Below are 21,581 nucleotides of genomic sequence, written 5' to 3'. Positions count from 1 at the left end.
GGCCGCGTACGGCGCCGGCGGGACCCTCCGGGCCGGCGCAACGACCGCTGCGTCGACGGGCGAAGCTTCATGAGAGTGGAGTCCACGGGTCTTCCGCATGTGGCGGGGATCACGTCGGAAGGAAAACCCGCGGTCCGGCTCGGGCGTCTAGCCGGTGTGAGATCAATCAGCAAGGCACCGCGCGCACTGGACGAGGAGGGTCTCGTCCGGCTGGTGGCCAGAGGTGACCGTGCCGCGTTCGAGGAGCTGTACCGCCGTACGTCGCCGTGGCTGGCGGTGCGGCTGCGCCGCCGGTGTGTGGACGAACAGATCGTCGCGGAGGTCATGCAGGAGACGTATCTGGCGGTGTGGCGCGCGGCGGGCGCGTTCGCCGGGGCCGCGGTCGGAGGATCGGCCACCGGTTGGCTGTGGACGATCGCGGCGCGCCGACTCGTCGACGCGTTCCGACGCAGGGCTCACCACGCGGAGCCGCCGCCTGCCGCCGCCGTGCTCGACGCGGCGCCCGCCGCCGAGGAGGAAGCCCTCGCGGCGACCGTCGGCGGAGATGTCGGGGACGCGCTGCGGTGCCTCGCGCCGGAGTTGAGACAAGTACTGCAGGCGATGGTGCTCGACGGACTGTCCGTCCGGGAGACCGCGGTCCTGCTCGGATTGCCCGAGGGAACGGTCAAGACCCGTGCCCGCCGGGCCCGGATCGCGATGCGGAGGGCGCTGGCATGAGCAGGGAACACGCGTCGGAGCGGATCATCGACGGTTACGCGCGCGGCGGCGCGGACCTCGCCGCCGACGAGGTGTGGGCCGTGGAGGCCCATCTGGAGACGTGCCGGGGGTGCCGTGACCGGCTGTCCGCCACCGTCGAGGCCGGGGTGCCCGCCGTTGCGGCGCTGGTCGACAGCGTATGGTCCGGCCTCGAACCCCGGTTGGCGGTCACCGCCACGATGCCGCGCGGCCGGCGCTGGTCGGCGCCGCTGTCGAGATGGATGACGCCGACGATGGTGCCGTGGCTGGCCATGGTCGTGGGCGTGACGCTGCTGGCCCCGCTGCTCGACCTGGCCGACACCGGCTACGGCGAGGTGTCGCTGGTGCTCCTGCTCGCGCCGGTTCTGCCCGTGCTCGGCGTCGCGGCGTCCTGGTCGCGCGGTCTGGACCCGGCGTACGAACTGACGGCCTCGGTGCCCAGGGCCGGGCTCTATCTCGTGCTGCGACGCACTGCGTCCGTGCTCGCCGTGGTCGTGCCCGCGCTGTCGGTGGGCGGATGGGTCACGGGGGTGATGGTGGCTCAGTGGCTACTGCCCTGTCTGGCCTTCACGACGACGACGCTGGCGCTCGGCGGTGTCGTCGGTGTGACGCGCGCCGCCGTCGTGCTGGCTGCCGTGTGGGCCGCCGTGGTCGTGGCGCCGACCCTGGCCACCAGCCGTACGAGCTTCGCCCTGCAGACGGGCGGTCTGCCCGCGTGGGGGCTGATCCTCACGCTCGGCATCGGTGTCGTGATCGCCCGCAGAGGCGCCTACTCCGTGCTGGGAGCCCATCGATGACGATCCGGAAGGAACACCACATGACGTCCGCGGTGAGTGCGGCCGACCTCGCGCCGACGACCTACGCATGGGAGATCCGGGCGACCGGGCTGAAGGTCAGGGTCGGCAGGAAACGGATGGCCGTCAACGGCCTCGACCTGTCCTTGGGCACCGGCGTACACGGCCTCCTCGGCCCCAACGGGGCGGGCAAGACCACCCTCATCCGTACGCTGGCCACCGTACTGCGCCCCACCGAGGGCACCCTGGAGATGCTCGGCGAATCCGCGGGCGGCATGGGCGAGCACCGTGCGCTGCGCCGCCGGATCGGTTACCTGCCGCAGGAGTTCGGCTACTACAAGCGCTTCACCGTGCGCGAGTTCGTCGAGTACATGGCCTGGTTGAAGGAGGTGCCCAAGGCGGACATCCCGGCCGCCGTGCAGCGCGCCGTGGAGCGGGTGGGTCTGGCCGACCGTGCCGACGAGAAGATGAAGACCCTGTCGGGCGGCATGGTGCGCAGGGTCGGCATCGCCCAGGCGATCGTCAACGACCCGACGATCCTGCTGCTGGACGAGCCGACGGTGGGCCTGGACCCGGCGCAGCGGCTGCGCTTCCGTGAGCTGCTGCAGGAGTTGGGCACGGACACCTGTGTGGTCGTCTCGACCCATCTGGTGGAGGACGTCGCCGCCGCCTGCACCGGTGTGGTGATCTTCGCCGAGGGCCGGCTGGTCTTCCAGGGCCCTCCGGACGAGTTGGCCTCGGTGGGCGGCCCCGAGCACGTGGGTGACAGTCCACTGGAGCGCGGCTACTCGGCACTGCTGCTCAACCCCGAGCAGGGAAGGGGTACTTGGTGAACACCCGCGTTCTGCGTATCGAGCTGAGGCGCTCCGTCGCCCCGTGGGCCGGTGCCGTGGTCCTGGCGCCGGCGCTGGCGTTCCTGTACCTGATTCCCGGGTCGTGGTGGACGGGGACCACGGCGTGGACGGCCCAGTGGACGTCCATGGCTCTGTGGACCCGCGGTCTGCTGTTCTACCTGTGGCCGCTCGCCGTGGGGCTCGGGGCGCTGCAGGGCCTGCGCGACCACCGCTCGAAGATGTCCGAGCTGCTGGCGAGCACGCCGCGGCCCGCCCGGCACCGCGCGGCCGCGCTGGCGGGCCCGACGGCGGTCACGCTGACCGCGGCCTTTGCCCTCCTCGTCCTCGTGGGCGCGGTCCAGGTGGTCGCCAACACTGAGTACACCCACCTCGGGTGGCTGCCGATCTCGCTGGTGGGGGCGCTCTCCCTCGTCGCGGGGGCCGTGCTGGGAATGGGGGCCGGGCGGGCCCTGCCGTCCGTGCTCACGCCGCCCGCGCTGGCCATGGGCGCCCTCGTGTTCACGGCGCTCATGCAGATGTCGCCCGGCCGGACGGAGACGACCACCGCGGCGGGGGTCCCGACCACGGAGCCGAACCGGGTCTCCCTGCTGTCACCGGCGGTGCAGGAGGCGCGCGACGCACTCGTCACGCTCTCCGCCTCCGTGCACGTCGGGCAGACGATCTGGCTGCTCGCCATGGCCGCGACCGGTTTCGCGCTGCTGGTCGCCGCGACCCCGCGTGCCCGGCTGATCGCCCTGACACCCGTCCTGGCGGGCGCGGCGCTCGCCCTGCTCGTCCTGCCCGCCGACCCGCACCGGATCTACGTCGTCGACGAGGCCGCCGCGGAGCTGGTGTGCGACGGCCCGGTGTGCGTGACGAAGACACAGCAGGGGCGACTCGCCGGCCTCGCGGGCCCGGGTGAGGAGGCGCTGCGCCGGCTGCGTGCCGCCCTGGGCAGCCAGGCGCCGGTCGCGATCCGGGAGAACGCCGCCGTGCTGCCGGAAGGCTCCACGCCGCAGTGGTCCCGCAAGACCGTGCTCTTCGACTTCGACGACGACATCATCGCCGCCGCGAAGGGTGAGGAGCTGACCCGTGCCCTGATCGCCAAGGGCATGGTGCCGGGGTGCGCCCCCGCCGGCTGGAGCAGCTTCGGGAACGATGAATTCGCGCAGGCCGTCGCGGTGGGCTGGGTCCTCGGGGACCTCAGGCCGCTTCCCGGCACCTTGTCGTCGGGGCTGCGCCGCGAGCTCGACGCCGAGACCCGCCCGGTGTGGAGGGAACTCAAGGCGCTGCCGCGGGCCGAACAGCTCTCGCGGATCGACGCGATGCGCACGGCCGCGTTCTCCTGCGAGGGCGACGCGTTCGACGCGCTGAGCGGTGGTGCGTCCCGGTGAGATGGCTGACGCTGTACGCGCGCTCGCGTCAGGTACCCGCGTCGCTCGCCGCGGTGTTGATCGGCGCGGTGGCGGTGTGGCCACTCGCCCGGGACGGCAGCGGGGGGCCGGGTGATCCGCGACTGCCGGTGCTCGTCCTCGCCACGGGGGCGATGGCGGCCTCGATCGGGCTCGGCGGCCAGGACCTCGCGCTGGACCGCACGGCCGCGATCCGCTGGGTGCCCCGCAGAGCGGCACATGTGCTGCTCTGCGGGGCGGTGGTCGGCACGGTGCTGCTGACCGTGCAGGCGATGGGCGAGGACCTGGCCACCACCGCGTTCGTCGTCCGGGACAGCGCGGGCCTGATGGGACTGGTCGCCCTGGGCGCGGCGCTCTCGGGCGGCCGGTACGCCTGGACGCTGCCGTTCGCCTGGCTCTCGTTCGCGTTCTTCGCCCCGCCCCCGACGAGTGCGCCGATGCGGGTGGTGAGTTGGATGCTGCTGCCGCCCGGCACGGCGGAGGGCACCTGGACGGCCCTGGTCCTCGCGGTCGCCGGCACCGCGGCCTACGCCGTCGCGGGACCGAGACGGTGACGACCGCGGCGCGGTCGCGTTCGGCATCCGCACGCATCGGACCACACGCAGGCGCCGCGTGATCGGCGCCCAGGCCGTGCCGTTCGCGGTCCTCTGCCACGCGACCGAGGTCGTCGACTACCACCGGGGCAGGACGGGCCATCGGCAGGGACCGGGCACCGGTGAGCCGCGCAGCGGTGCCCGCGTGAGCCGGCCTCCGCCGGAGTCGCGACCGTGCGCCGCAAGTACGGCATGGTGTTCAAGCTCGCCTTCCGCTCCGGGAACTACGTCACCGTGCACAGGGACGGGTGAGATGGACGCAGGATCATCAGTGCGCCTTCCGAGGTCGCCACCATCGCGAAGGGGAACCGGTCGAGCTCGAGACAGAGCGCGACGTCGTCAGGATGCACTCCTCGGCGCACCCCCTCCGCCAGTTCGACGGCGGCGCGCGACTCGGCGGCGCGACGGAGGAACTCGGCGGCGTCCGTCCCGGTCTCGTCGACCCTGCGCGCGATGTACTGAGCACACGCCAGATCCTCGTCGGCCTGCCCGTCTTCGCCGGTGACCACGAACGTGGCACGGTCACTCCTGCGCGTCCGCAGGAGCTGAGCCGTCGCCTCCGCCACCACGAAGCCGGCGCACAGCACCAGCGACGCATCCTTGACCGCCAGGGCGCCGACCGTCCCTGCCGTGGTCTTCTGCACAACCGTTCGTCCGCCGAGGTCGACCGACCGCAGCAGGCCCGGGGAGTTGACGGCGTCGAACCCGGGCGCGGGCGGGCCGTCTTTGAGTGCCACCCAATCCGGGTGGCGAGCCTTGAGCGCCAGGGCTTCGTCCAGCGACTCGGCAAGAACGATCTTTTCCGCCCCCTGGGCAAATGCCCAGGCAGCCACGGTGAAAGCACGCATGACGTCGACCACGACCGCCACGGACGGAGCTTCGACCAGATCAGCGATGCCAACGAAACGGGCGTCCATTCTCGTCATGATCGCCTGTGACCCACCCGAAGCGCCCGGACAGTGGCGCGCTTCACATCGAAGGGTCTCGCTGGAGCGCCTGGAAGGGCAACGCCTCCCGCTGCGATGTCCCCCTCTCTCCCCCCGCTGCAGATCTGACGACCCGTGGGCGATCGGGCCGGGCACGACCCGGCCCCCGGCGGGAACCCGCCGGGGGCCGATCTCCTGACCGCGACCTGAAAGGGTCAGATCCGACCGCCGGTGAGCCGGGTGAGAGGGCCTTGCGGGTGACGGCCGGAGCGACGGCCCACGGCGTACGAGGCCGCCGTCAGCGCGGAGAGGCCGGCGCCGACACCGGCGGCGATCAGCTTCCGGTGCGCGATGACGGTCCAGGCCGTCTTGGCGGTCGCGGCGACCTGCCCCGACGTAGCGACGATCGCCTGACGGCCCGCCTCGACCCCGCGTGAGGCACTGTGCGCCGCGCTCTGCACGGCACCGGTCGTCGCCTCGGCCGAGCGCTGGACTCCGGACCTGGTGGCCGACGCGGCGTCGTCCGTCTTCGTCGCGGCGCTCTTCGCGGCCCGGGCCGCCGGAGCGGTCGCCTTGTCCGCCGTGCGCCGGGCCTTGGACGCGGTCACCCGCTCGGCTGCGGACTGTTCATTCGTCTTCCTGTTCGGTTCACTCATGGACATCGCGTTGCCGCTCACCGCAACGGCAAACCCGTCCGGTCGCGCGACATGGACGGCGAAGCTCCCTGAACGAGATCGGCGATCAGCCGCTCACCGGTCACGGTCGTGTCGTCCTTGTGCGCTTCCCACCGGGCGAACGTCTCCCCGGCCGCCTCGGCGAAGACCGACGGTACGCCCACTCCCCGGCAGGCCTGCGCGATCTCGCGCATCTCCGGCTCCCAGCGCCATGCCCGCGGCCCGGCGGCGGCCAGGTGTTCCGTGCCGGCCAGCGGGGTGTCCGGCAGCATCTGTCGCGCCAGGTCGAGCAGGTCGTCCAGTACCCCGTGACCGTCGGCCAGCGCACAGGCCTGAGCGGCGAGGGCGTACGAGATCTTGTTGTACGCGGCGAAGGCCAACTTGAGCGCCGACGCCCGCCCGATCGGCCCCGCCAAGGTGACCGGGGTGAGCGCGGAGCCGTCGAACAGGGCCGAGACCCGTGCCACGGCCGTGTCGTCACCCGAGAGATAGAGCCGGGTCCGGCCCGTCTCGCGCGGGGGCGGTCCGGTGATCCCTCCGTCCACCACGGTCACGGCGCTGCCCTCGAACACGCCGGTGATCTCGGCCATCCGCTCGGGACTCACCGCGTTGGCATCCACGTAGACGCCCCGGAAGCCGGCCGCGGCCACCTGCCCGGCGACGTCGAGCGCGGCGGCGGGTGGACAGACGCTCAGCACGACCTCACAGGTCTCGGCCAGTTCCCGGATGCTCGCGGCGGACCTCAGTCCGTACCCGACGGCCCGGTCCCGACTCGCCGCCGACCGCCCTTGCGGCAGCCACCAGACCACGGCTCCCGCCGTCACCGCCTGCGCCGCCACACGGGCGCCCATGGCTCCCGGATGCAGAATTCCCACGTCTCGATGCCCCATGTGCGGACCCTAACCGGCAGGCGGCCCCCTCGAACCACGACGGTCGCCCTCACCGTGCCTGACGGTGAGTCATGTCTCAACCGCCGCCCGGGACCGTGCCGCCCTTGAGGCGTTCCAGGTCCGAGGGGCGGACCTGGATCACGATGATCGCGATCAGAGCGGCGAGGACCGTGAAGATCGCCGCCATGACGAAGGCGGCCGAGACGCCGGCCGTGAGGACCTCGTCGGACCAGGGGGCGGGAAGCCGACCGGTGCGCCGGAAGTTGAGGCGTTCTGCCGGGGTCGCCTGGGCCAGGAAGTCGGGGATCTGCTTCTCCGCCTCGTTGCGGCTCGCGGTGCCGTACATCGTGACCAGGATGGACAGGCCGAGCGAACCGCCCACCTGCTGAGTGGCGTTGAGGAGCCCGGAGGCCGCGCCGGTCTCCAGCGGGGACACGTTCGAGAGCGCCATCAGCGTGAGCGAGACGAACTCCATGCCCATGCCCAGGCTGAAGACGAGCATCGGGCCGAGGACGCTGCCCGCGTACGTGGAGTGGACGTCGGTCAGGGTCAGCCAGGACAGGCCTCCGGCCGCGAGGATCGCGCCCACCACCATGAACGGCTTGGGGCCGTACGTGGGCAGGAACCGCGAGGCGAGGCCGGCGCCGACCGCGATGACCGCGCTGACCGGCAGGAAGGCGAAGCCGGCCGCGAGCGGGCTGAAGCCGAGCACGTTCTGCACGAAGAGCGTGAGGAAGAAGAACATGCCGAAGATCGCGGCGGCGAGGCACAGCATGATGCCGTAGGTGCCCGCCCTGTTGCGGTCGGCGAACATGTGCAGCGGCGTGATCGGCTGCCGGGAGCGCCGCTCGACCAGGATGAACACCGCGAGGACGACGACGGCCGCGACGAACGAGGCGATCGTGAGCGTGTCCCGCCACCCTTCCTGGGCGGCTCGGATGAACCCGTAGACCAGCAACACCATGCCCACGGTGGAGGTCAGCGCGCCGGCGATGTCGAAGTGGCCCGGGTGGCGCTCGGATTCCTTGATGAAGCGGGGTGTGGCGAGGGCGATGAGCAGTCCGATGGGAACGTTCACGAACAGCACCCACCGCCAGTTCAGCCACTCCACGAGGATCCCGCCCGCGAGCAGGCCGATCGCGCCACCGCCCGCCGAGACCGCGGCGAAGACCCCGAACGCCCGGTTGCGCTCGGGTCCTTCCTTGAACGTCGTGCTGACCAGGGACAGGGCGGTCGGGGACGCGATGGCGCCGCCGACGCCCTGCAGGGCGCGCGCGCCGAGGAGTTGGGCCTCGTTCTGGGCGAGTCCGCCGAGCAGGGAGGCGAGGACGAAGAGCAGCACTCCGAAGATGAACACCCGGCGTCTGCCGAGGATGTCGCCGACCCGGCCGCCGAGCAGCAGCAGGCCGCCGAAGGTGAGGGTGTAGGCGTTGACCACCCAGGCCAGGCTGGTGGTGGAGAAGTCCAGGGAGCGCTGGATGTCCGGCAGCGCGATGTTCACGATGGTGATGTCCAGGACCACCATCAGCTGGCACGAGGCGATCACCAGCAGCGCCATCGCATTGCCCCCGCCACCCTGTCGGGCGGTGGTCCGGGGTGCTGAGGTCGGCTGCGGGAGGCTGCTCATGACGTGTCGCCCGCTCGGGAGCGGGCCCTGGGGAGAGGTCAGTGGACGGAGGCGTCCGCTGTCGGGTCCACCGTTAGACGGTACGCCCGTGGCCGGACCGTCACCACTCGATCATCCGTGGCCCATCCGCGGGTCGCCCGTGGGCCGTCCGTACGCCATCCGTGAGCGGTGCGCGCGGGCGGGCGGGCGGGTCCGTGCCGTGCCAGGACTCCCCCGTCGTCCTGGCACGGCCCCCGTTGTCGCGGCGGTGCGCCGCGGTGATCACCAGGATGCGGGAGGGGTGGGTGGTATGTCGTTGGCGGACGGTCCACATCTGCTTGGCGGAGCGTCCACGGATGGACCGGGGGAAGTCGAGAGACAGCCGGGAGTCAGCCGCGGGGAACCCGGAGACCAAGCCGTCCTACGCCCCCGGTCAGCGCCTGTTCGCGCAGTTCGCTGGGCGGAAGCCCGTAGGCGGTGCGGAAGGCCCGGGTGAACTCGGCGGCCCGGGGGTAGCCCCAGCGGGCGGCGACGGCGCGGATGGGCAGGGCGCGCAGCCGGGGGTCGGCGAGGTCGCGGCGGGCGTGCTCCAGCCGCTGGTCGCGGATGTAGGAGGCCACGGTGAGGCCTTCGGCCTGGAAGGCGCGGTACAGAAAGCTGCGGGAGACATGGTGTGCGGCGGCGATCCCGGCGGGGGTCAGGTCCGGGTCGTCCAGGTGCCGGTGGATGAACGTCTTGGCGTGGAGGACGAGGGTGCGGTCACGGGTCTCCGGCGGGAGCCGGAGGTCGGCGTCCACGGTGTGCGCGAAGAGGGCCGTGACCAGGTCGGCGACGACCGTGCCCAGCCGCGGTGCGTCGGCGGGCTGGTACGAGGAGGTGTCCGCGACCAGTTGACGGAGGAACTGCGAGAGCAGCGCGCCGATCCCCTCGCGGCCCGACAGGAGGCTGCCCAGCACCTGGTCCGCCCGGCGACCCGGCACGGCCACCAGGGCACGCGGGACCTCGACGCCGAGGACGGTGACGGGCTCGGAGCCGGTGAACACCTCCCACGACCGCGAGGAGGAGTTGATGTGGAAGTCGTTCATCCGGTAGGCCGCCTGCTGTCTGCCCCAGTCGGCCGCCCCCTCGCCCTTCAGCAGGAGGGAGAGGTGGTAGGTCTCGGGGTCGGACTCGCGGATCAGTTTCGGCGTACGGCGGAAGACCAGGTGGTCGAAGGTGGCCGGCCATACGACGACGTCGCCCAGCGCGATCACGCGTTGGGAGCCGCGGTAGTCCGCGTGGCGATCGCTGCTGAGCCGCATGGGCGCGTGGGTCCGGCCCATGCGCTCCGCCCACGCCTCGAACCGGTCGCTCACCGGCAGGTCCGTGGTGCGGAAGACCGACTCGTGCAGCACGAGCGTAGTCAACCACACCGGCGTCACCGGCCTGTTGGCAGCGGTCGGATCAGCCCAGGTGAGCGGTGTCGACGGTGACGGACTTGGTGTCGGAGGCGGTGAAGGTGAGATAGCCGGGATCGCCGTTGCGGTCGAGATAGCACACCGCGTATCCGATGGAGACGGACGTCTTGCGTACCGGTTCGTCGGTGACGGCCTTGCGGCAGCTCTCCGCCGTGGGCACCCCGGACGAACCCCACGAGGCCAGCCTGCCGTTGGTGGACATCAGAAAGCCGCCCTGGAGATAGAGAGCGTCCGTGCCGGCGTCGGCGACCACGGGCGGTGTGGACGTGAAGTCGTAGCCCGTGGGGGCCTTCTGACCGTCCGACTGCTCCATGACGAAGCCGCGCACCAACGCTGTCGAGGGCGAGGACGTCGCGTCGGGCAGGGCTGCCGTGACCGCGGCGCCTCCTCCCCCGACGACCACCACGGCGGTGAGTCCGGCGATCAGTGGATGGGCGTACGCCATGCCGAGCAGGGGCCCGATCACCGGGATCGAGAACTTCATCTGGGTGTTCTTCTGCGTGATCCTGGCGCTGCCGCTCGCGGTCGCCGTCTGCGTCGAGGAGTGGTGGGTGCCGGGCTGGGGTGGCACGAAGGCGTCGTCACGGGAGGCGTGGTCGCCGAGTTGCGCGCCGCGCGTGCGGTCGGTGTTCATGGCTCGGGACGCTAGCGACAGGCGACCCCGCAGTCTTGTTTTGTCAGAGATTGCCGCCAAGGGGCCACTTTTGGGCGCTCGTTGTGATGCGAGTGACCGGCGGGAGGACGGCTTCGAACTTGCTACTCGGCAGTCATATTACTGAACCGTAACCTACCGACCGCTACCCGAGGTAACTCTGCTCTCGCTACGGTCCTGACAGTTCGTCTAAGAGCGGTACGGGGCAAGGGTGGACGACCGGAGCCCCGTACCGCTCGGTCGTCACGGTCCCGCACCCCACCGGGCCGTCCGCCACCCGAGCCGCAGACGAAGGCTCGGCCTCCCCCTCACCGGAGGTCCGCCATGCCCGCCCCCACCCGCCTGCTCGCCGCAGCCGTCACCGCTGCCGCCTGCCTGGGCGTCACCGCCGTACCCGCCGACGCGGCCACACAGTCGGACGCCGTGGTCTCGCGCGGCGTCACCATCCCCACGTTCTACGACCCGCCCGCCGCCCTTCCGGCGGCCGACGGCACCCTGATCCGCTCCGAACCGCTCCCGCTGGCGCTGAGCCTGCCGGGCATCGACGGACCGCTGCCCGGCACGGCGACCCGCCTGATGTACAAGTCCACGGACTCGGCCGGCCGCCCCATGGCCGTCACCGGCGCCTACATCGAACCGACGGCCCGCTGGACGGGCAGCGGACCACGGCCTCTGGTCGTCGTGGCACCCGGCACGATGGGCCAGGGCGACCAGTGCGCCGCCTCCCTCGGCCTCGAACACCCTCTCGTCGTCAACGGCCAGACGCTGTCGGTCGGTTACGAGGACCTGGCGATCTACCGTCTGCTCGCCCGGGGCATCGCCGTCGTGGTCACGGACTACACCGGGCTGGGCGCGACCGATCGGCTGCACACCTACGTCAACCGGGTCGACGAGGCCCACGCCGTTCTGGACGCCGTCCGCGCCGTCCGTTCCCTCGACGCCACGTCACTGACGTCCGGCTCCCGGGTGGCGCTGTACGGTTACAGCCAGGGCGGCGGGGCCACGGCCGCCGCCGCCGAACTCCAGCCCTCGTACGCCCCCGACGTCACCCTCGCCGGGACCTACACCGGGGCTCCGCCCGCTGACCTGGTCGCCGTCACCAAGGCCATCGACGGCAGCGACCTGGCCGGCGCGCTGGGCTGGTCGGTGAACGGCTTCCTGGAGTCCGATCCGGCTCTCGTACCGATCGCCGAAGCGCACCTGAACGCGGCCGGCCGCGCCGCGCTCAAGGACCTGTCGACGATGTGCGTGGGCGACGCCCTCCTCTCCTACAACTCGGCCAGCAGCACCGACTGGACCACGGACGGGCGCTCGCTCGGCGACATCGTCCAGGCCGAGCCGGCCCTCAAGGCGTTCCTGGCCGACCAGCGCATCGGCACCCTCGAGCCGGCGTCCCCGGTACGGGTGGCGACCGGCACCGCCGACGACCTGGTACCGCACGCACAGGCGCGCGCCCTCGCCGTCGCATGGTGCGCCAAGGGCGCCGACGTCACCTACAAGCCCGTGATCCTGCCCGGTCTCGGCCGGTCCCTGATCAACCACTTCACACCGTTGCTCGTCGACCAGGGCGACGCGATCTCCTGGCTGACCGACCGGCTCAACGCCAAGCCGGTCACGTCCAACTGCGCCACCCTTCCTCTCCAGCCCTGACATTCCCGACCCCTGACACGAGTCACTCGGCGGCGGCCGGTACGCGCAGTCGCGACGTACCGGTCGCCGCCGGGTCACGGATACGGGCCCGACACAGGCGCAGGCACAGACGCAGGCACCGGCGCACGGCCGTCCGTCGGACTCGACCGAGTCGGCCCGTGCCGGACGGCCTCGGCCTGCGTCAGTCCGACAGACCCAGGCGGGCGACGATCCGCTTGCCGACCGGCTCCTGCGCGACGACGAAGTTCTCCACCACCGCCCGCACGATCTCCAGGCCGTGCTGGCCCACCCGCGTCGGATCAGGCGTCTGGGGCACCGGCAGCACCGGATCGCTGTCCCACACGACGATCTCCACCGCGGCCCCGGCGATGCGCAGCTGGAGCAGGACCGGACCGGGCGCGTATCTGAGCGCGTTCGTGACCAGCTCGCTCACCACGAGCTGGGACAGGTCCATGGCCCGGTCCGACACGGCGAGGCCGTCCCGTCTCTGCACGCGACGCAGGAAGTCGCCCGTGAGGCGGCGTGCCCGGGCGATACAACCGTCCTTGCCGTCCAGCGCCACCGTCGTCTCGGCAGGGTCCCCGCCGGGGGCGGAAGAACCCTGGTCGGGCGGGACATGTTCCATCCGGACCGCCTTCACTACCCCGTTCATATCGGCGCGACTACCCGCGAACCCACCCCCTACGCACCAGCCGCACCACTCACTCGCTCATCGTTGCGCTCGTCGTCCGAGGTGTCACCCGGAGGCCCGCCCGGGTCACCGTCCGCGTCCGGCACCGGCCGCGTGCGATCCCGGTCCCGGCGGGCCGCGGCGAACCCGTCCCGGCCGGGCGACGGAGACGAGCTTGACGACCACGGCGATGCACCAGAGCGGGCTCTGGATCGCTTCTGTCATGTACCGAGTGATCGGTTGTGTGCGCAACAGTGCCACGCACCCGCTCGGGCCCTGTGTCTCCGGCCGGGTCCGGGTTCTTTCTGTAACGCTTTTCGCAGCTCGTTCCAAGAACGGGTGTAGCGCCTTTGAAGGACCCGAGGAGGAGACGCCTGTGGACGACGCGGAACGGTTACCGAGCGGGCCCGCCGCGGCGGTACGTGACCCTCGGCTCTTCGAGGAGTTCTACCGCCGCCACGTGGACCCGGTGATGCGGTTCGTTGCCCGGCGCGTCGACGACCCGCACACCGCGGCCGACCTGACGGCCGAGATCTTCCTCGCCGTCCTGCGTTCGGCGCACTCCTACCGGCCGGACCTCGGCAGCGAGACGGCCTGGCTGTTCGGCATCGCCCGCAACGTGGTGTCGTCGGAGCGGCGCCGGGTCGCCCGGGAGACGGAACGCGACCTGCGCTTCTCCGGGCGGCGGCTGCTGGAGGCCGACGACATCGTCCGTATCGAGGACAGACTCGACGCGGAGAGCCCCGGCCGACGTGCCCTGGCCGCGCTGGCGAGGCTTCCCGAGGGCGAGCGGGCCGTCATGGAGTTGATCGCGGTGGACCAGCTCACGGTCACGGAGGCGGCGGCCGCACTGGGGATACGCCAGGTCACGGCCCGCGTACGACTGCACCGCGCGCGCAAGGCACTGCGTCGGGAGGCGGAGGCCCAGACCGCGGAGACGACGTCCCCGGCCACCCGCGCGCGTTCCGCGGAGACCACGGCGCCGGACGTACCGCTGCTGTACATGGCGAGGGGGGAAGCATGAGCACGGGGCGGACGTTCGAGGACCGGCTCCTGGACGAGCTCAAGAGGGAGATCGAGCTGCGCGAGTCAGGAATCCACCGAGCCGGACCGACCACGGCCCAACCCGGTGGCGGCGGGGCGAGGGCGTGCGTGCGCCGGCTGTTCACCCCGCCCCGGATCGCCGTCGTCGCGGCGGCCTGCGCGGTGGCCTGGTTCGGTATGGCGGTGATGCCCGGATCGTCGTCCTACTCGACGGCGTTCGCGGTGGAGCCTCACGGAGACGGCACGGTCACACTCACCGTCAGGGACCAGTCGATCGATGTCGCGGCCCAGCGCGAACTCGCGACGAGGGTGAGCGAGTGGGGCATCGAGGTGACCATCGACGTGCTGGCCCCGGGCTATGTCTGCGAACGCAGCGAGTTCACCCCGCTCCCGGTCCGGGCCGTCGACAGAGGCGGCAACCGTGTCCCCGTCATCCCGATCAAGGCCGGCTGGGACTTGACCCTGCGCCGGGGCAACGTACTGACCTTCGAGAACATGGAGGGCATGTCCCGGCCGCGCGCCGTCGAGTTGTACTCCACCAGGAGCCAGGCCGAGCCCTGCGTTCCGATGAAGGTCGCCCTGCCGGACGACTAGCGCCTGCCTGACGAACCCCTCACCCGCACAGGATCCGGTCCACGTATGCAACCCCCGCCCCTGGTTCCTCCACGCCCGGAGAAGTCACCCTCGGTAATCGAACAGTCACTCACGTCGCTCCCGTCGCCGCGGCTGGACCGGCTCGACGCGCTGCGCGCCCTCGCGGCTCTCGCCGTGGTCTTCGACCATTCGTCGTACGCGTTCCTGCCGCAGTTCCGGCAGGAACTGATGCCGCAGTTCAACATCGGACGGTACGGCGTCCTGCTGTTCTTCCTGGTGAGCGGGTACATCGTCCCCGCGTCACTGGAGCGCCGGGGCTGCGTCCGGTCGTTCTGGATCGGACGGGTGTTCCGCATGTACCCGCTGTGGGCGGCCGCCGTCACCGCGGTGCTCGCGCTCGACCTGCTGGGCGTCGCCGAGTTGCGCACCGGCCCGGGCCGGCAGAGCCTGACCACGGTCGCCGTCGCCCATGTCACCCTGCTCCAGGAGCTGCTGGGGACGCCGAGCGTCCTTCTCGTCCTGTGGACCCTCTCCTACGAGATGGCCTTCTATCTGCTGGTCGTCGCGCTCTTCACGGTCCGTCTGCACCGTCGGTCGGCGGCGATCGCCTGCGCCCTGGCCGCGCTCGCCGCCGTGAGCGCGGCGGTGGGGGGTGCGCTGCCGGTCTCCGCGCTCTCCGGCGCGGTCGGCGTCGGCCCGCTGGTCGCGCTCGCCGCCGTCGCCCTGGTGCTCGCCATCTGCTGCGCGAGCGCCGGGACACCCGTGCTCCGTGTGACCGGAGGCGTGCTGGGCGGGGTGTCGGCGCTCGTCCTGGTCGCTTTCAACGGCACGGTCGCGATGTGGGAGGGGCTGGTGATTCTCGCCGTGATGTTCCTGGGCACCGCGGTCCACCGGGCCGAGAACGGCGGGGCCGGCCGGTGGTGCGTGGCCGGTACGGCCGCCGTGGTGCTCGCCTGCGCCGTGGGCAGCGCCTACGGGCAGGGCGACGGCGCCCACTTCACCCGGCGCGGCTGGATCCTGGCGTTCCTGGCGGCCGCGCTCACCTTCGGCGCCGGACTGGCGGCGCGCCGTCTTCGCGTACCGCGATCGCTGACCGCGCTGGGAACGATCAGCTATTCGGTCTACCTGGTGCATCCGGTGCTGCTGGCGGTGACCGACGGCACGGTCGGCCGGTGGCGGCAGGACGTGCCCGTGCTGGAGGCGGCGTTCTTCGCCGTGCTGCTGCCGCTGTGCGCACTGACCTACCGGTACGTCGAGGTACCGGGGCAGGCGTGGGGCCGCAGACTGGCGCGCCGCGTCCAGCCGGGATCACACGGAGGCGGTCAGCCGATGTGGTAGCTGTCGCCGTAGACCTTCCAGTCCAGGGGCGGGTCGAGGTCGAGGTTGCCGTTGCGCAGGAAGACGCGCTGGGCGGTGTCGACCCGGCTGGTGTCGCTGTGTGCCTCCTCCTGCTTCATGGCCCAGACCCGGGCGTCGAGGAAGGCGTTGAGATACGTCGTCTCGTCGCCGCCCTGGGCCGGCGGCTTGGCCTTCGTCAGCGCCCGCTTTCGGATGTTGCGGAAGCTCGTGGGGTCGGTTCCGTCACCGTGCATGACGATGGCGTCGTAGTAGGCGAACTGACCGAGGACCCGCAGGCCGTCCGTCTTGCCCTGCCGCACGGCGGGGTTGAAGTAGACGCGGTCGCGCTCGTCGTTCTGGGCCTGCCGGAAGGCGGTGTCCTGGGCGGCCTTGCGCCAGTCCTTCGGGTAGTTCGGGTCGAGACCGGAATGCGAGTCGGTGCCGTCGACCTCGCGCAGGGCGGGAAGGTACTTGGCGAGGACGTTGCCGGGCTTGCGGTCGCTGTAGAGCTGTACGAGGTCGAGCATGTCGTGGGTTCCGGAGCAGAATCCGATGATGCCGGCCGTGTAGCCCCGGCCGTCGCCGATGTCCTCGATGTACTGGTACTGGGCCTTCCAGTCGAGCGAGGAGTTCTCCGCGCTCGACACCAGCTTCATGGCGATCTCCTTCTTCGCCGGGTCGTCGAGGCTCTTCGCCGCGGTGGCCGCGCTCGCCCGGCGGGCGTCGAGGAGCGGCGCGGCGGCCAGGGCGCCGGCGAGGGCGAGGAAGAGGCGGCGAGAGGTGGGGGTGGGGCCGTCGACCGGCCGGGATATGTGCACCACAGTGGCTCCAGGTGAGGAGTGGGGGGTGGGGGGTGAGGCTGCACTGCGACTGACAGGAAAGTTTCCTATCAAGTCTGGGCGACAGAAGTAACCCATCGAAGCCATGTTCGTGCGATCGAACAAACGGCCCCAACCGCCACCGACCCACCGTCACGCGGGCCGGGAACTAGAACAGTTGGAGCACCTGGGAGGCCAGGAAGCCGAGCAGGCCGACGTGGAAGACGACCATGCAGATCCACTGCGTGACGGACATGCGCCAGGCCGCCGCCCGGAGGATCTCCCACTCGCTCACCGCGAAGGCGGCCAGCACCAGGGCGAGCACCTCCCACACCACGTGCCACCAGCCCGAAGGGGTCGCCCCCGTCGTGGCGTCCATGGCGGCCGGGACACGCGCGACCCGCCCCAGCAGAAAAAGGCCGATAAGCAGCTTGTGCCAGCCATGGCGGACCGTCGGCGCCGTGGTCGTCACCCGGGAAGCGGGCGTGAATCCTGTGGACATTCGCACATTTGATCACCCTCCCGGAATGGAGGCCATCGTTCCGTTCGCTCCGGCACAGGTGACCCATCCCTTCTCCCGCGCCGCGCGATCCCTTTACGGAGGTGTCATGCCCCTGTAACTTCCGTGCGCAAGTCCTTTCAGGAAGTTGCCGGTTGCTCTTTCATGGCGACTCCCTCCATCCGCTGCCCGTACCGGGAGAGGCCATGAGGCGCGCACCGACAACGCCCCGCAGACACAGGCCACCACGTCCACTCGCCGCCGCCCTGGCGGCCGCCGGACTGTTCGGACTGCTCGCGGGCCCGTCCGAACCCGACCCCGTCCCCTTGCGGACAACTGCCGCCGCCTCCAACACGGCGACCGTCTTCTACTACACGAAGACCAAGAACTGGTCCGCCACCTATCTGCACTACGCCCCCGACGGCGGCACCTGGACCACGGCCCCCGGTGTACTCATGGAGGCCGCCTGCGCCGACTGGGTGAAGCAGACCGTCGACCTCGGCTCGGCCGCGGGGCTCCAGGCCACCTTCAACAACGGCAACGGCACCTGGGACAACAACGGCGGCGGCAACTACACGCTGGGTACCGGCGCCGTGACCGTCAAGGACGGAGTGATCGCGCACAGCGATCCGTGCGCCGGCACGGAGACGGGCAGCGGCAACGAGGCCACCGTCTACTACTCGACCACCACCTCGGGATGGAGCACCGCCAACATCCACTACGCGCCCACCGGCGGTTCCTGGACGACGACCCCCGGCGTCGGCATGGAGGCCGCCTGCACGGGCTGGTGGAAGAAAACCCTGGACATCGGTACGGCGACGTCACTCAAGGCCGCGTTCAACAACGGCAACGGGGTCTGGGACAACAACAACGGCGCGGACTACCCGATCCCGCTCGGCACCACGACCGTGAAGGACCGGACGGTCACCTCCGGCGCGGCGAACCCCTGCGCGACCGAGGCGCCCGACACCGAGCCACCGACCGCCCCGGCCAGGGTCACGGCGAGCGCCACCGACACGTCGGTGGTGGTGAGCTGGGACGCGGCCACCGACAACAAAGGCGTGACGAAGTATCAGGTCACGCGTACCGGGGGCACCTCGGGAACGGTGGTCACCGATGTCGGCTCGACGGTCCTCTCCGACGCGGGGCTCGAGGAGAAGACCGCCTACACGTACACGGTGAAGGCGGTCGACGCGGCCGGCAACACCTCGCCCGCCTCCGCCGCGGCCACCGCGACGACCGGTGAGCGCGCGCCGGCCCCGGCGGCCGGCACTCCGCTGGGCACCGATCCGCGCAAGGACCCCATCTACTTCGTGCTCACCGCCCGCTTCCACGACGGCGACACCGCGAACGACCGCGGCGGCAGCCAGCACGTCAAGTCCGGAAACGCGGCGAACGACGACCCGATGTTCCGCGGGGACTTCAAGGGCCTGGTCGAGAAGCTCGACTACATCAAGGCGCTCGGATTCTCGGCGGTCTGGATCACGCCCGTCGTGCTGAACCGCTCGGACTACGACTACCACGGCTATCACGGCTACGACTTCTACAAGGTCGACCCGCGCCTGGAGTCCGCCGGCGCCTCCTACCAGGACCTGATCAACGCGGCGCACGCCAAGGGCATGAAGATCTACCAGGACGTCGTCTACAACCACAGCTCACGCTGGGGTGCCAAGGGTCTGTTCACGCCGACCGTGTACGGGGTCCGCGACTCCGAGTGGAGCTGGTACTACGACGAGAAGGCCGAAGGCTTCGCGTACGACGGCCTGACGGTGGAGCCCAAGTCGGGTAAGTCGTACTACAACGGCGACCTGTGGTCGACGGCCGAGCCGACCGGCAACACCTGTCTCAACTGGGGCAAGCCCACCGGAGGCAAGAGCGCCGAGGGTTACACCCTCTACAACTGCCAGTGGCCGAGCCCTACTTCGGGCATGTTCCCCAAGGCCTACTACCACCGGTGCTGGATCGGCAACTGGGAGGGCGAGGACTCCCGGTCCTGCTGGCTGCACGAGGACCTGGCCGATTTCGACACCGAGTCGACGCCCGTGCAGAACTACCTCATCGGCGCCTACGACAAGTACATCGACATGGGCGTCGACGGCTTCCGGATCGACACGGCCGTCCACATCCCGCGCGTGACGTGGAACCGTCGTTTCCTGCCCGCCATCTACGACCGGGTCACCCAGAAGTTCGGCACGGAGGCGGCCGGGAACTTCTTCGTCTTCGGTGAGGTCGGCGCCTTCGTCAACGACAAGTGGAACCGCGGCTCCGTGAACCACTCCGCGCAGTTCTTCACCTGGAAGGAGCGCAAGGAGTACAGCGCGGACGACGAGACGGCGGCCATCGAACAGTTCACCTACGAGAACGACCTCGGCACGGCGAACCAGCCGACGTCGGCCAACGCCTTCCTGAGCGGCAACAACTACCACGCGCCCGACCGCAGCCAGTTCTCCGGCATGAACATCATCGACATGCGGATGCACATGAACTTCGGCGACGCGCAGAACGCCTTCAGCAACGGCAAGGACTCCGACGACAGCGTCAACGACGCCACCTACAACGTGGTCTACGTGGACAGCCACGACTACGGGCCGAACAAGTCGAGCACGCGCTACAGCGGCGGTACCGACGCCTGGGCCGAGAACATGGCGCTCATGTGGACCTTCCGCGGCATCCCGACGCTGTACTACGGGTCGGAGATCGAGTTCCAGAAGGGCAAGCAGATCGACTGCGGGCCGAGCTGCCCGCTGGCGTCCACCGGGCGCGCCTACTTCGGCGACCACCTGGCCGGTTCCGTCACCGCCTCGGACTTCGGTACGGTCGCGAGTGCGAGCGGCACGGTCGCCACCACGCTGGCCCAGCCACTGGTCAAGCACCTCCAGCGGCTGAACCAGATCCGCAGGGCGGTCCCGGCCCTGCAGACGGGCCAGTACTCGACCGACGGGATCAGCGGCCAGATGGCCTTCAAACGCCGCTACACCAGCGGCGGCACGGACAGTTTCGCGCTGGTGACGGTCACCGGCGGGGCGAGCTTCACCGGCATCCCGAACGGCACGTACACGGACGCCGTCACGGGTGACGTGCGGAGCGTCTCGAACGGCACCCTGTCGGTGGCCGCCCCGGGCAAGGGCAACCTACGGGTGTACGTACTGAACGGGCCCGGGAAGATCGGTGCCGACGGGCCGTATCTGAAGTAGCACCGCTGCGGGACCAGGGCTGGTTCAGGGGGCGCCCGGCGCGTCGCCCAGCCAGTCGAAACGGCGGTCGTCGCCGGTACGTCGCCCGTACAGGGCGCGGCCGCCGGTCCCGTAGCGGCCTATCTCCGTGATCAGCGCCACCTCGCGCAGCTCGTGCCGGGTCCGGTCCGTGACGTCCAGCAGCAGGCCGTCCAGCGGGCCGCCCACGAGTTGCGCGTAGGTGCGGTCCGGGCGGGGTCCCGCGTCGTCGTGGTCGGCGCCGTAGACCCGGCCCCGCAAGAACTCAACCTCGTCCATGACCAGCAGCTTGTCATCCACCACTGACAACGGCCCGTTGAGCACTCTTCGGCCAAGGCCATGGCGGAAAAGCGGCATCCGGGCGCGATCCCCGACCCGGCCGGGTATCCACCCCCTACGCAACGTTGTGTATGGGGTGGGGGGGCCGGCCCTGATGGCACGCAGGCGGGAGCGGGCGCGGACCGACGATTCGGCACGGACCGGCGATTCGGCGCGGACCGGCGATTCGGCGCGGGCCCGGCGTCGGCGGACCGTGCGCGAACTGCGCGCGTCGGGCCGCTACGGACCAAGGCTGCGCGAGGTACTGCCCGCCCTCACCGCCACGGTCGTCGTCGTGGGCGCCGCCCTCGGGGGGCTCGCGCTGGTCTACCGCGAGTTCGGCGGTCCGGCCTGCGCGCTGCTGCTCGCGCCCCTGGCGGTGGTCGCCGCCGTCCTGCGCCGTCTGTCCAGGCGGCCCGCCCGGCGGCGGGGCGGGTACTACACCGCCCAGGAACTGGCCGAGTTGGACATGCCGGAGCTGGTGCTCGCCGTGGCCCGGATGCTCCGTCGGGACGGCTGGCGGGTGCTGCCGCCCCCTCGGCACGACACCCACCATCTCGCCGCCCGCGACGGCCGCGGACGGCTGCTCGACGTGGCGTTCCGTCCCGTGGCCGAGCCGCTGCCCGACGAGGAGTCGGCCTGTTCCTGCCGGGCGCGGCTGCGGGTACGGGGGCTCGCCGGACCCCCACTGCGGCTCGTCGTGCACCGGGGCACGTTCACCCACCGGGACGAGGTGTGGGCCTCACGCGAGCCCCACACGTATCTGATCGACGGTCCTCGTCTTCAACTGTGGGCATGTGGAACGCCGTTGGCCCAGCTCGCGAGCGGGCTCGTCCCCTCCCCTCGGCGCGCGTGATCCCCGCTCG

21 protein-coding genes are annotated in these 21,581 nt (G+C 71.0%); 11 read left to right on the top strand and 10 right to left on the bottom strand.

Annotation, left to right across the window (positions count from 1 at the left end; translation table 11 throughout):
* The first annotated feature begins 156 nt into the window (after window positions 1-156).
* The 5 genes from OHU34_RS39950 to OHU34_RS39930 are packed head-to-tail and all read left to right on the top strand — an operon-like array spanning window position 157 to window position 4,328.
* Complete coding sequence (locus tag OHU34_RS39950) at window positions 157-717, top strand: RNA polymerase sigma factor (RefSeq protein ID WP_142268587.1); 561 nt, start codon at window positions 157-159, stop codon at window positions 715-717.
* A complete protein-coding gene (locus OHU34_RS39945; RefSeq protein WP_230193634.1) occupies window positions 714-1,532 on the top strand; it encodes a zf-HC2 domain-containing protein in 819 nt (272 codons plus the stop codon). The genes OHU34_RS39950 and OHU34_RS39945 overlap by 4 nt, the downstream gene beginning before the upstream one ends.
* A complete protein-coding gene (locus OHU34_RS39940) occupies window positions 1,529-2,362 on the top strand; it encodes an ABC transporter ATP-binding protein (protein WP_142268589.1) in 834 nt (277 codons plus the stop codon). The genes OHU34_RS39945 and OHU34_RS39940 overlap by 4 nt, the downstream gene beginning before the upstream one ends.
* The gene (locus OHU34_RS39935) at window positions 2,359-3,756 is read left to right on the top strand and encodes a hypothetical protein (protein WP_405771152.1); all 1,398 of its coding nucleotides are present in this window, start codon (window positions 2,359-2,361) and stop codon (window positions 3,754-3,756) included. The genes OHU34_RS39940 and OHU34_RS39935 overlap by 4 nt, the downstream gene beginning before the upstream one ends.
* On the top strand, window positions 3,753-4,328 hold the full coding sequence (locus OHU34_RS39930) for a hypothetical protein (protein WP_405771149.1): 576 nt from the start codon (window positions 3,753-3,755) through the stop codon (window positions 4,326-4,328). Before OHU34_RS39935 ends, OHU34_RS39930 begins: the two co-directional genes overlap by 4 nt.
* A 263-nt stretch (window positions 4,329-4,591) precedes the next feature.
* Here the strand turns inward: OHU34_RS39930 and OHU34_RS39925 are convergent, their stop codons facing one another.
* The 6 genes from OHU34_RS39925 to OHU34_RS39900 form a co-directional block, all read right to left on the bottom strand.
* Entirely contained in the window at window positions 4,592-5,284 is a 693-nt protein-coding gene (locus OHU34_RS39925; protein WP_308285798.1) for a 2-phosphosulfolactate phosphatase, read from the bottom strand.
* Window positions 5,285-5,508: 224 nt separating this feature from the next.
* Window positions 5,509-5,955, bottom strand: coding sequence for a hypothetical protein (locus tag OHU34_RS39920; protein WP_142268593.1), 447 nt, complete (start codon window positions 5,953-5,955; stop codon window positions 5,509-5,511).
* Window positions 5,956-5,966: 11 nt separating this feature from the next.
* On the bottom strand, window positions 5,967-6,857 hold the full coding sequence (locus OHU34_RS39915) for a DUF1932 domain-containing protein (protein ID WP_405771145.1): 891 nt from the start codon (window positions 6,855-6,857) through the stop codon (window positions 5,967-5,969).
* 76 nt (window positions 6,858-6,933) lie between these two features.
* Window positions 6,934-8,484 carry an MFS transporter gene (locus OHU34_RS39910; RefSeq protein WP_372481663.1) on the bottom strand — a complete coding sequence of 517 codons (1,551 nt, stop codon included), beginning with the start codon at window positions 8,482-8,484 and terminating at the stop codon, window positions 6,934-6,936.
* Between the two features lie 368 nt (window positions 8,485-8,852).
* Window positions 8,853-9,857, bottom strand: coding sequence for a helix-turn-helix domain-containing protein (locus tag OHU34_RS39905; protein ID WP_405772520.1), 1,005 nt, complete (start codon window positions 9,855-9,857; stop codon window positions 8,853-8,855).
* 49 nt (window positions 9,858-9,906) lie between these two features.
* On the bottom strand, window positions 9,907-10,554 hold the full coding sequence (locus OHU34_RS39900) for a hypothetical protein (RefSeq protein ID WP_142268595.1): 648 nt from the start codon (window positions 10,552-10,554) through the stop codon (window positions 9,907-9,909).
* Between the two features lie 342 nt (window positions 10,555-10,896).
* On the opposite strand from OHU34_RS39900, the gene OHU34_RS39895 reads away from it, so the two are divergent.
* Window positions 10,897-12,222, top strand: a complete 1,326-nt coding sequence (locus OHU34_RS39895; RefSeq protein WP_230193638.1) for an alpha/beta fold hydrolase — start codon at window positions 10,897-10,899, stop codon at window positions 12,220-12,222.
* A gap of 181 nt (window positions 12,223-12,403) precedes the next feature.
* Here the strand turns inward: OHU34_RS39895 and OHU34_RS39890 are convergent, their stop codons facing one another.
* Window positions 12,404-12,847, bottom strand: coding sequence for an ATP-binding protein (locus OHU34_RS39890; protein ID WP_405771141.1), 444 nt, complete (start codon window positions 12,845-12,847; stop codon window positions 12,404-12,406).
* Window positions 12,848-13,268: 421 nt separating this feature from the next.
* Between OHU34_RS39890 and OHU34_RS39885 the strand changes: the two genes are divergently transcribed.
* From OHU34_RS39885 to OHU34_RS39875, 3 genes are all read left to right on the top strand, one after another.
* Window positions 13,269-13,916 carry an RNA polymerase sigma factor gene (locus tag OHU34_RS39885; RefSeq protein WP_142268597.1) on the top strand — a complete coding sequence of 216 codons (648 nt, stop codon included), beginning with the start codon at window positions 13,269-13,271 and terminating at the stop codon, window positions 13,914-13,916.
* Entirely contained in the window at window positions 13,913-14,530 is a 618-nt protein-coding gene (locus OHU34_RS39880) for a hypothetical protein (RefSeq protein WP_142268598.1), read from the top strand. Before OHU34_RS39885 ends, OHU34_RS39880 begins: the two co-directional genes overlap by 4 nt.
* 150 nt (window positions 14,531-14,680) lie before the next feature.
* Window positions 14,681-15,868, top strand: coding sequence for an acyltransferase family protein (locus OHU34_RS39875; protein WP_405772518.1), 1,188 nt, complete (start codon window positions 14,681-14,683; stop codon window positions 15,866-15,868).
* On the opposite strand, the gene OHU34_RS39870 is transcribed toward OHU34_RS39875, so the two are convergent.
* Both OHU34_RS39870 and OHU34_RS39865 read right to left on the bottom strand, forming a co-directional pair.
* Window positions 15,853-16,689: a chitosanase gene (locus OHU34_RS39870; protein ID WP_142268599.1), complete on the bottom strand. Its 837-nt coding sequence runs from the start codon at window positions 16,687-16,689 to the stop codon at window positions 15,853-15,855. The genes OHU34_RS39875 and OHU34_RS39870 overlap by 16 nt on opposite strands.
* 166 nt (window positions 16,690-16,855) lie before the next feature.
* A complete protein-coding gene (locus OHU34_RS39865) occupies window positions 16,856-17,188 on the bottom strand; it encodes a hypothetical protein (RefSeq protein ID WP_142268600.1) in 333 nt (110 codons plus the stop codon).
* Between the two features lie 203 nt (window positions 17,189-17,391).
* On the opposite strand from OHU34_RS39865, the gene OHU34_RS39860 reads away from it, so the two are divergent.
* Window positions 17,392-20,379: a carbohydrate binding domain-containing protein gene (locus OHU34_RS39860; protein WP_405771136.1), complete on the top strand. Its 2,988-nt coding sequence runs from the start codon at window positions 17,392-17,394 to the stop codon at window positions 20,377-20,379.
* Between the two features lie 24 nt (window positions 20,380-20,403).
* Here the strand turns inward: OHU34_RS39860 and OHU34_RS39855 are convergent, their stop codons facing one another.
* Window positions 20,404-20,676: a hypothetical protein gene (locus OHU34_RS39855; protein ID WP_200840006.1), complete on the bottom strand. Its 273-nt coding sequence runs from the start codon at window positions 20,674-20,676 to the stop codon at window positions 20,404-20,406.
* 154 nt (window positions 20,677-20,830) lie between these two features.
* Here OHU34_RS39855 and OHU34_RS39850 point away from each other — a divergent pair, with 154 nt between their 5' ends.
* Complete coding sequence (locus OHU34_RS39850) at window positions 20,831-21,571, top strand: hypothetical protein (protein ID WP_405771133.1); 741 nt, start codon at window positions 20,831-20,833, stop codon at window positions 21,569-21,571.
* Window positions 21,572-21,581 lie beyond the last annotated feature (10 nt).

Source organism: Streptomyces sp. NBC_00080, from assembly GCF_045041255.1.
Classification (GTDB): Bacteria; Actinomycetota; Actinomycetes; order Streptomycetales; family Streptomycetaceae; genus Streptomyces; species Streptomyces coriariae.
The sequence above is the reverse complement of the archived record's forward strand: the minus strand, read 5'-3'. Positions and strand labels throughout refer to the sequence as shown.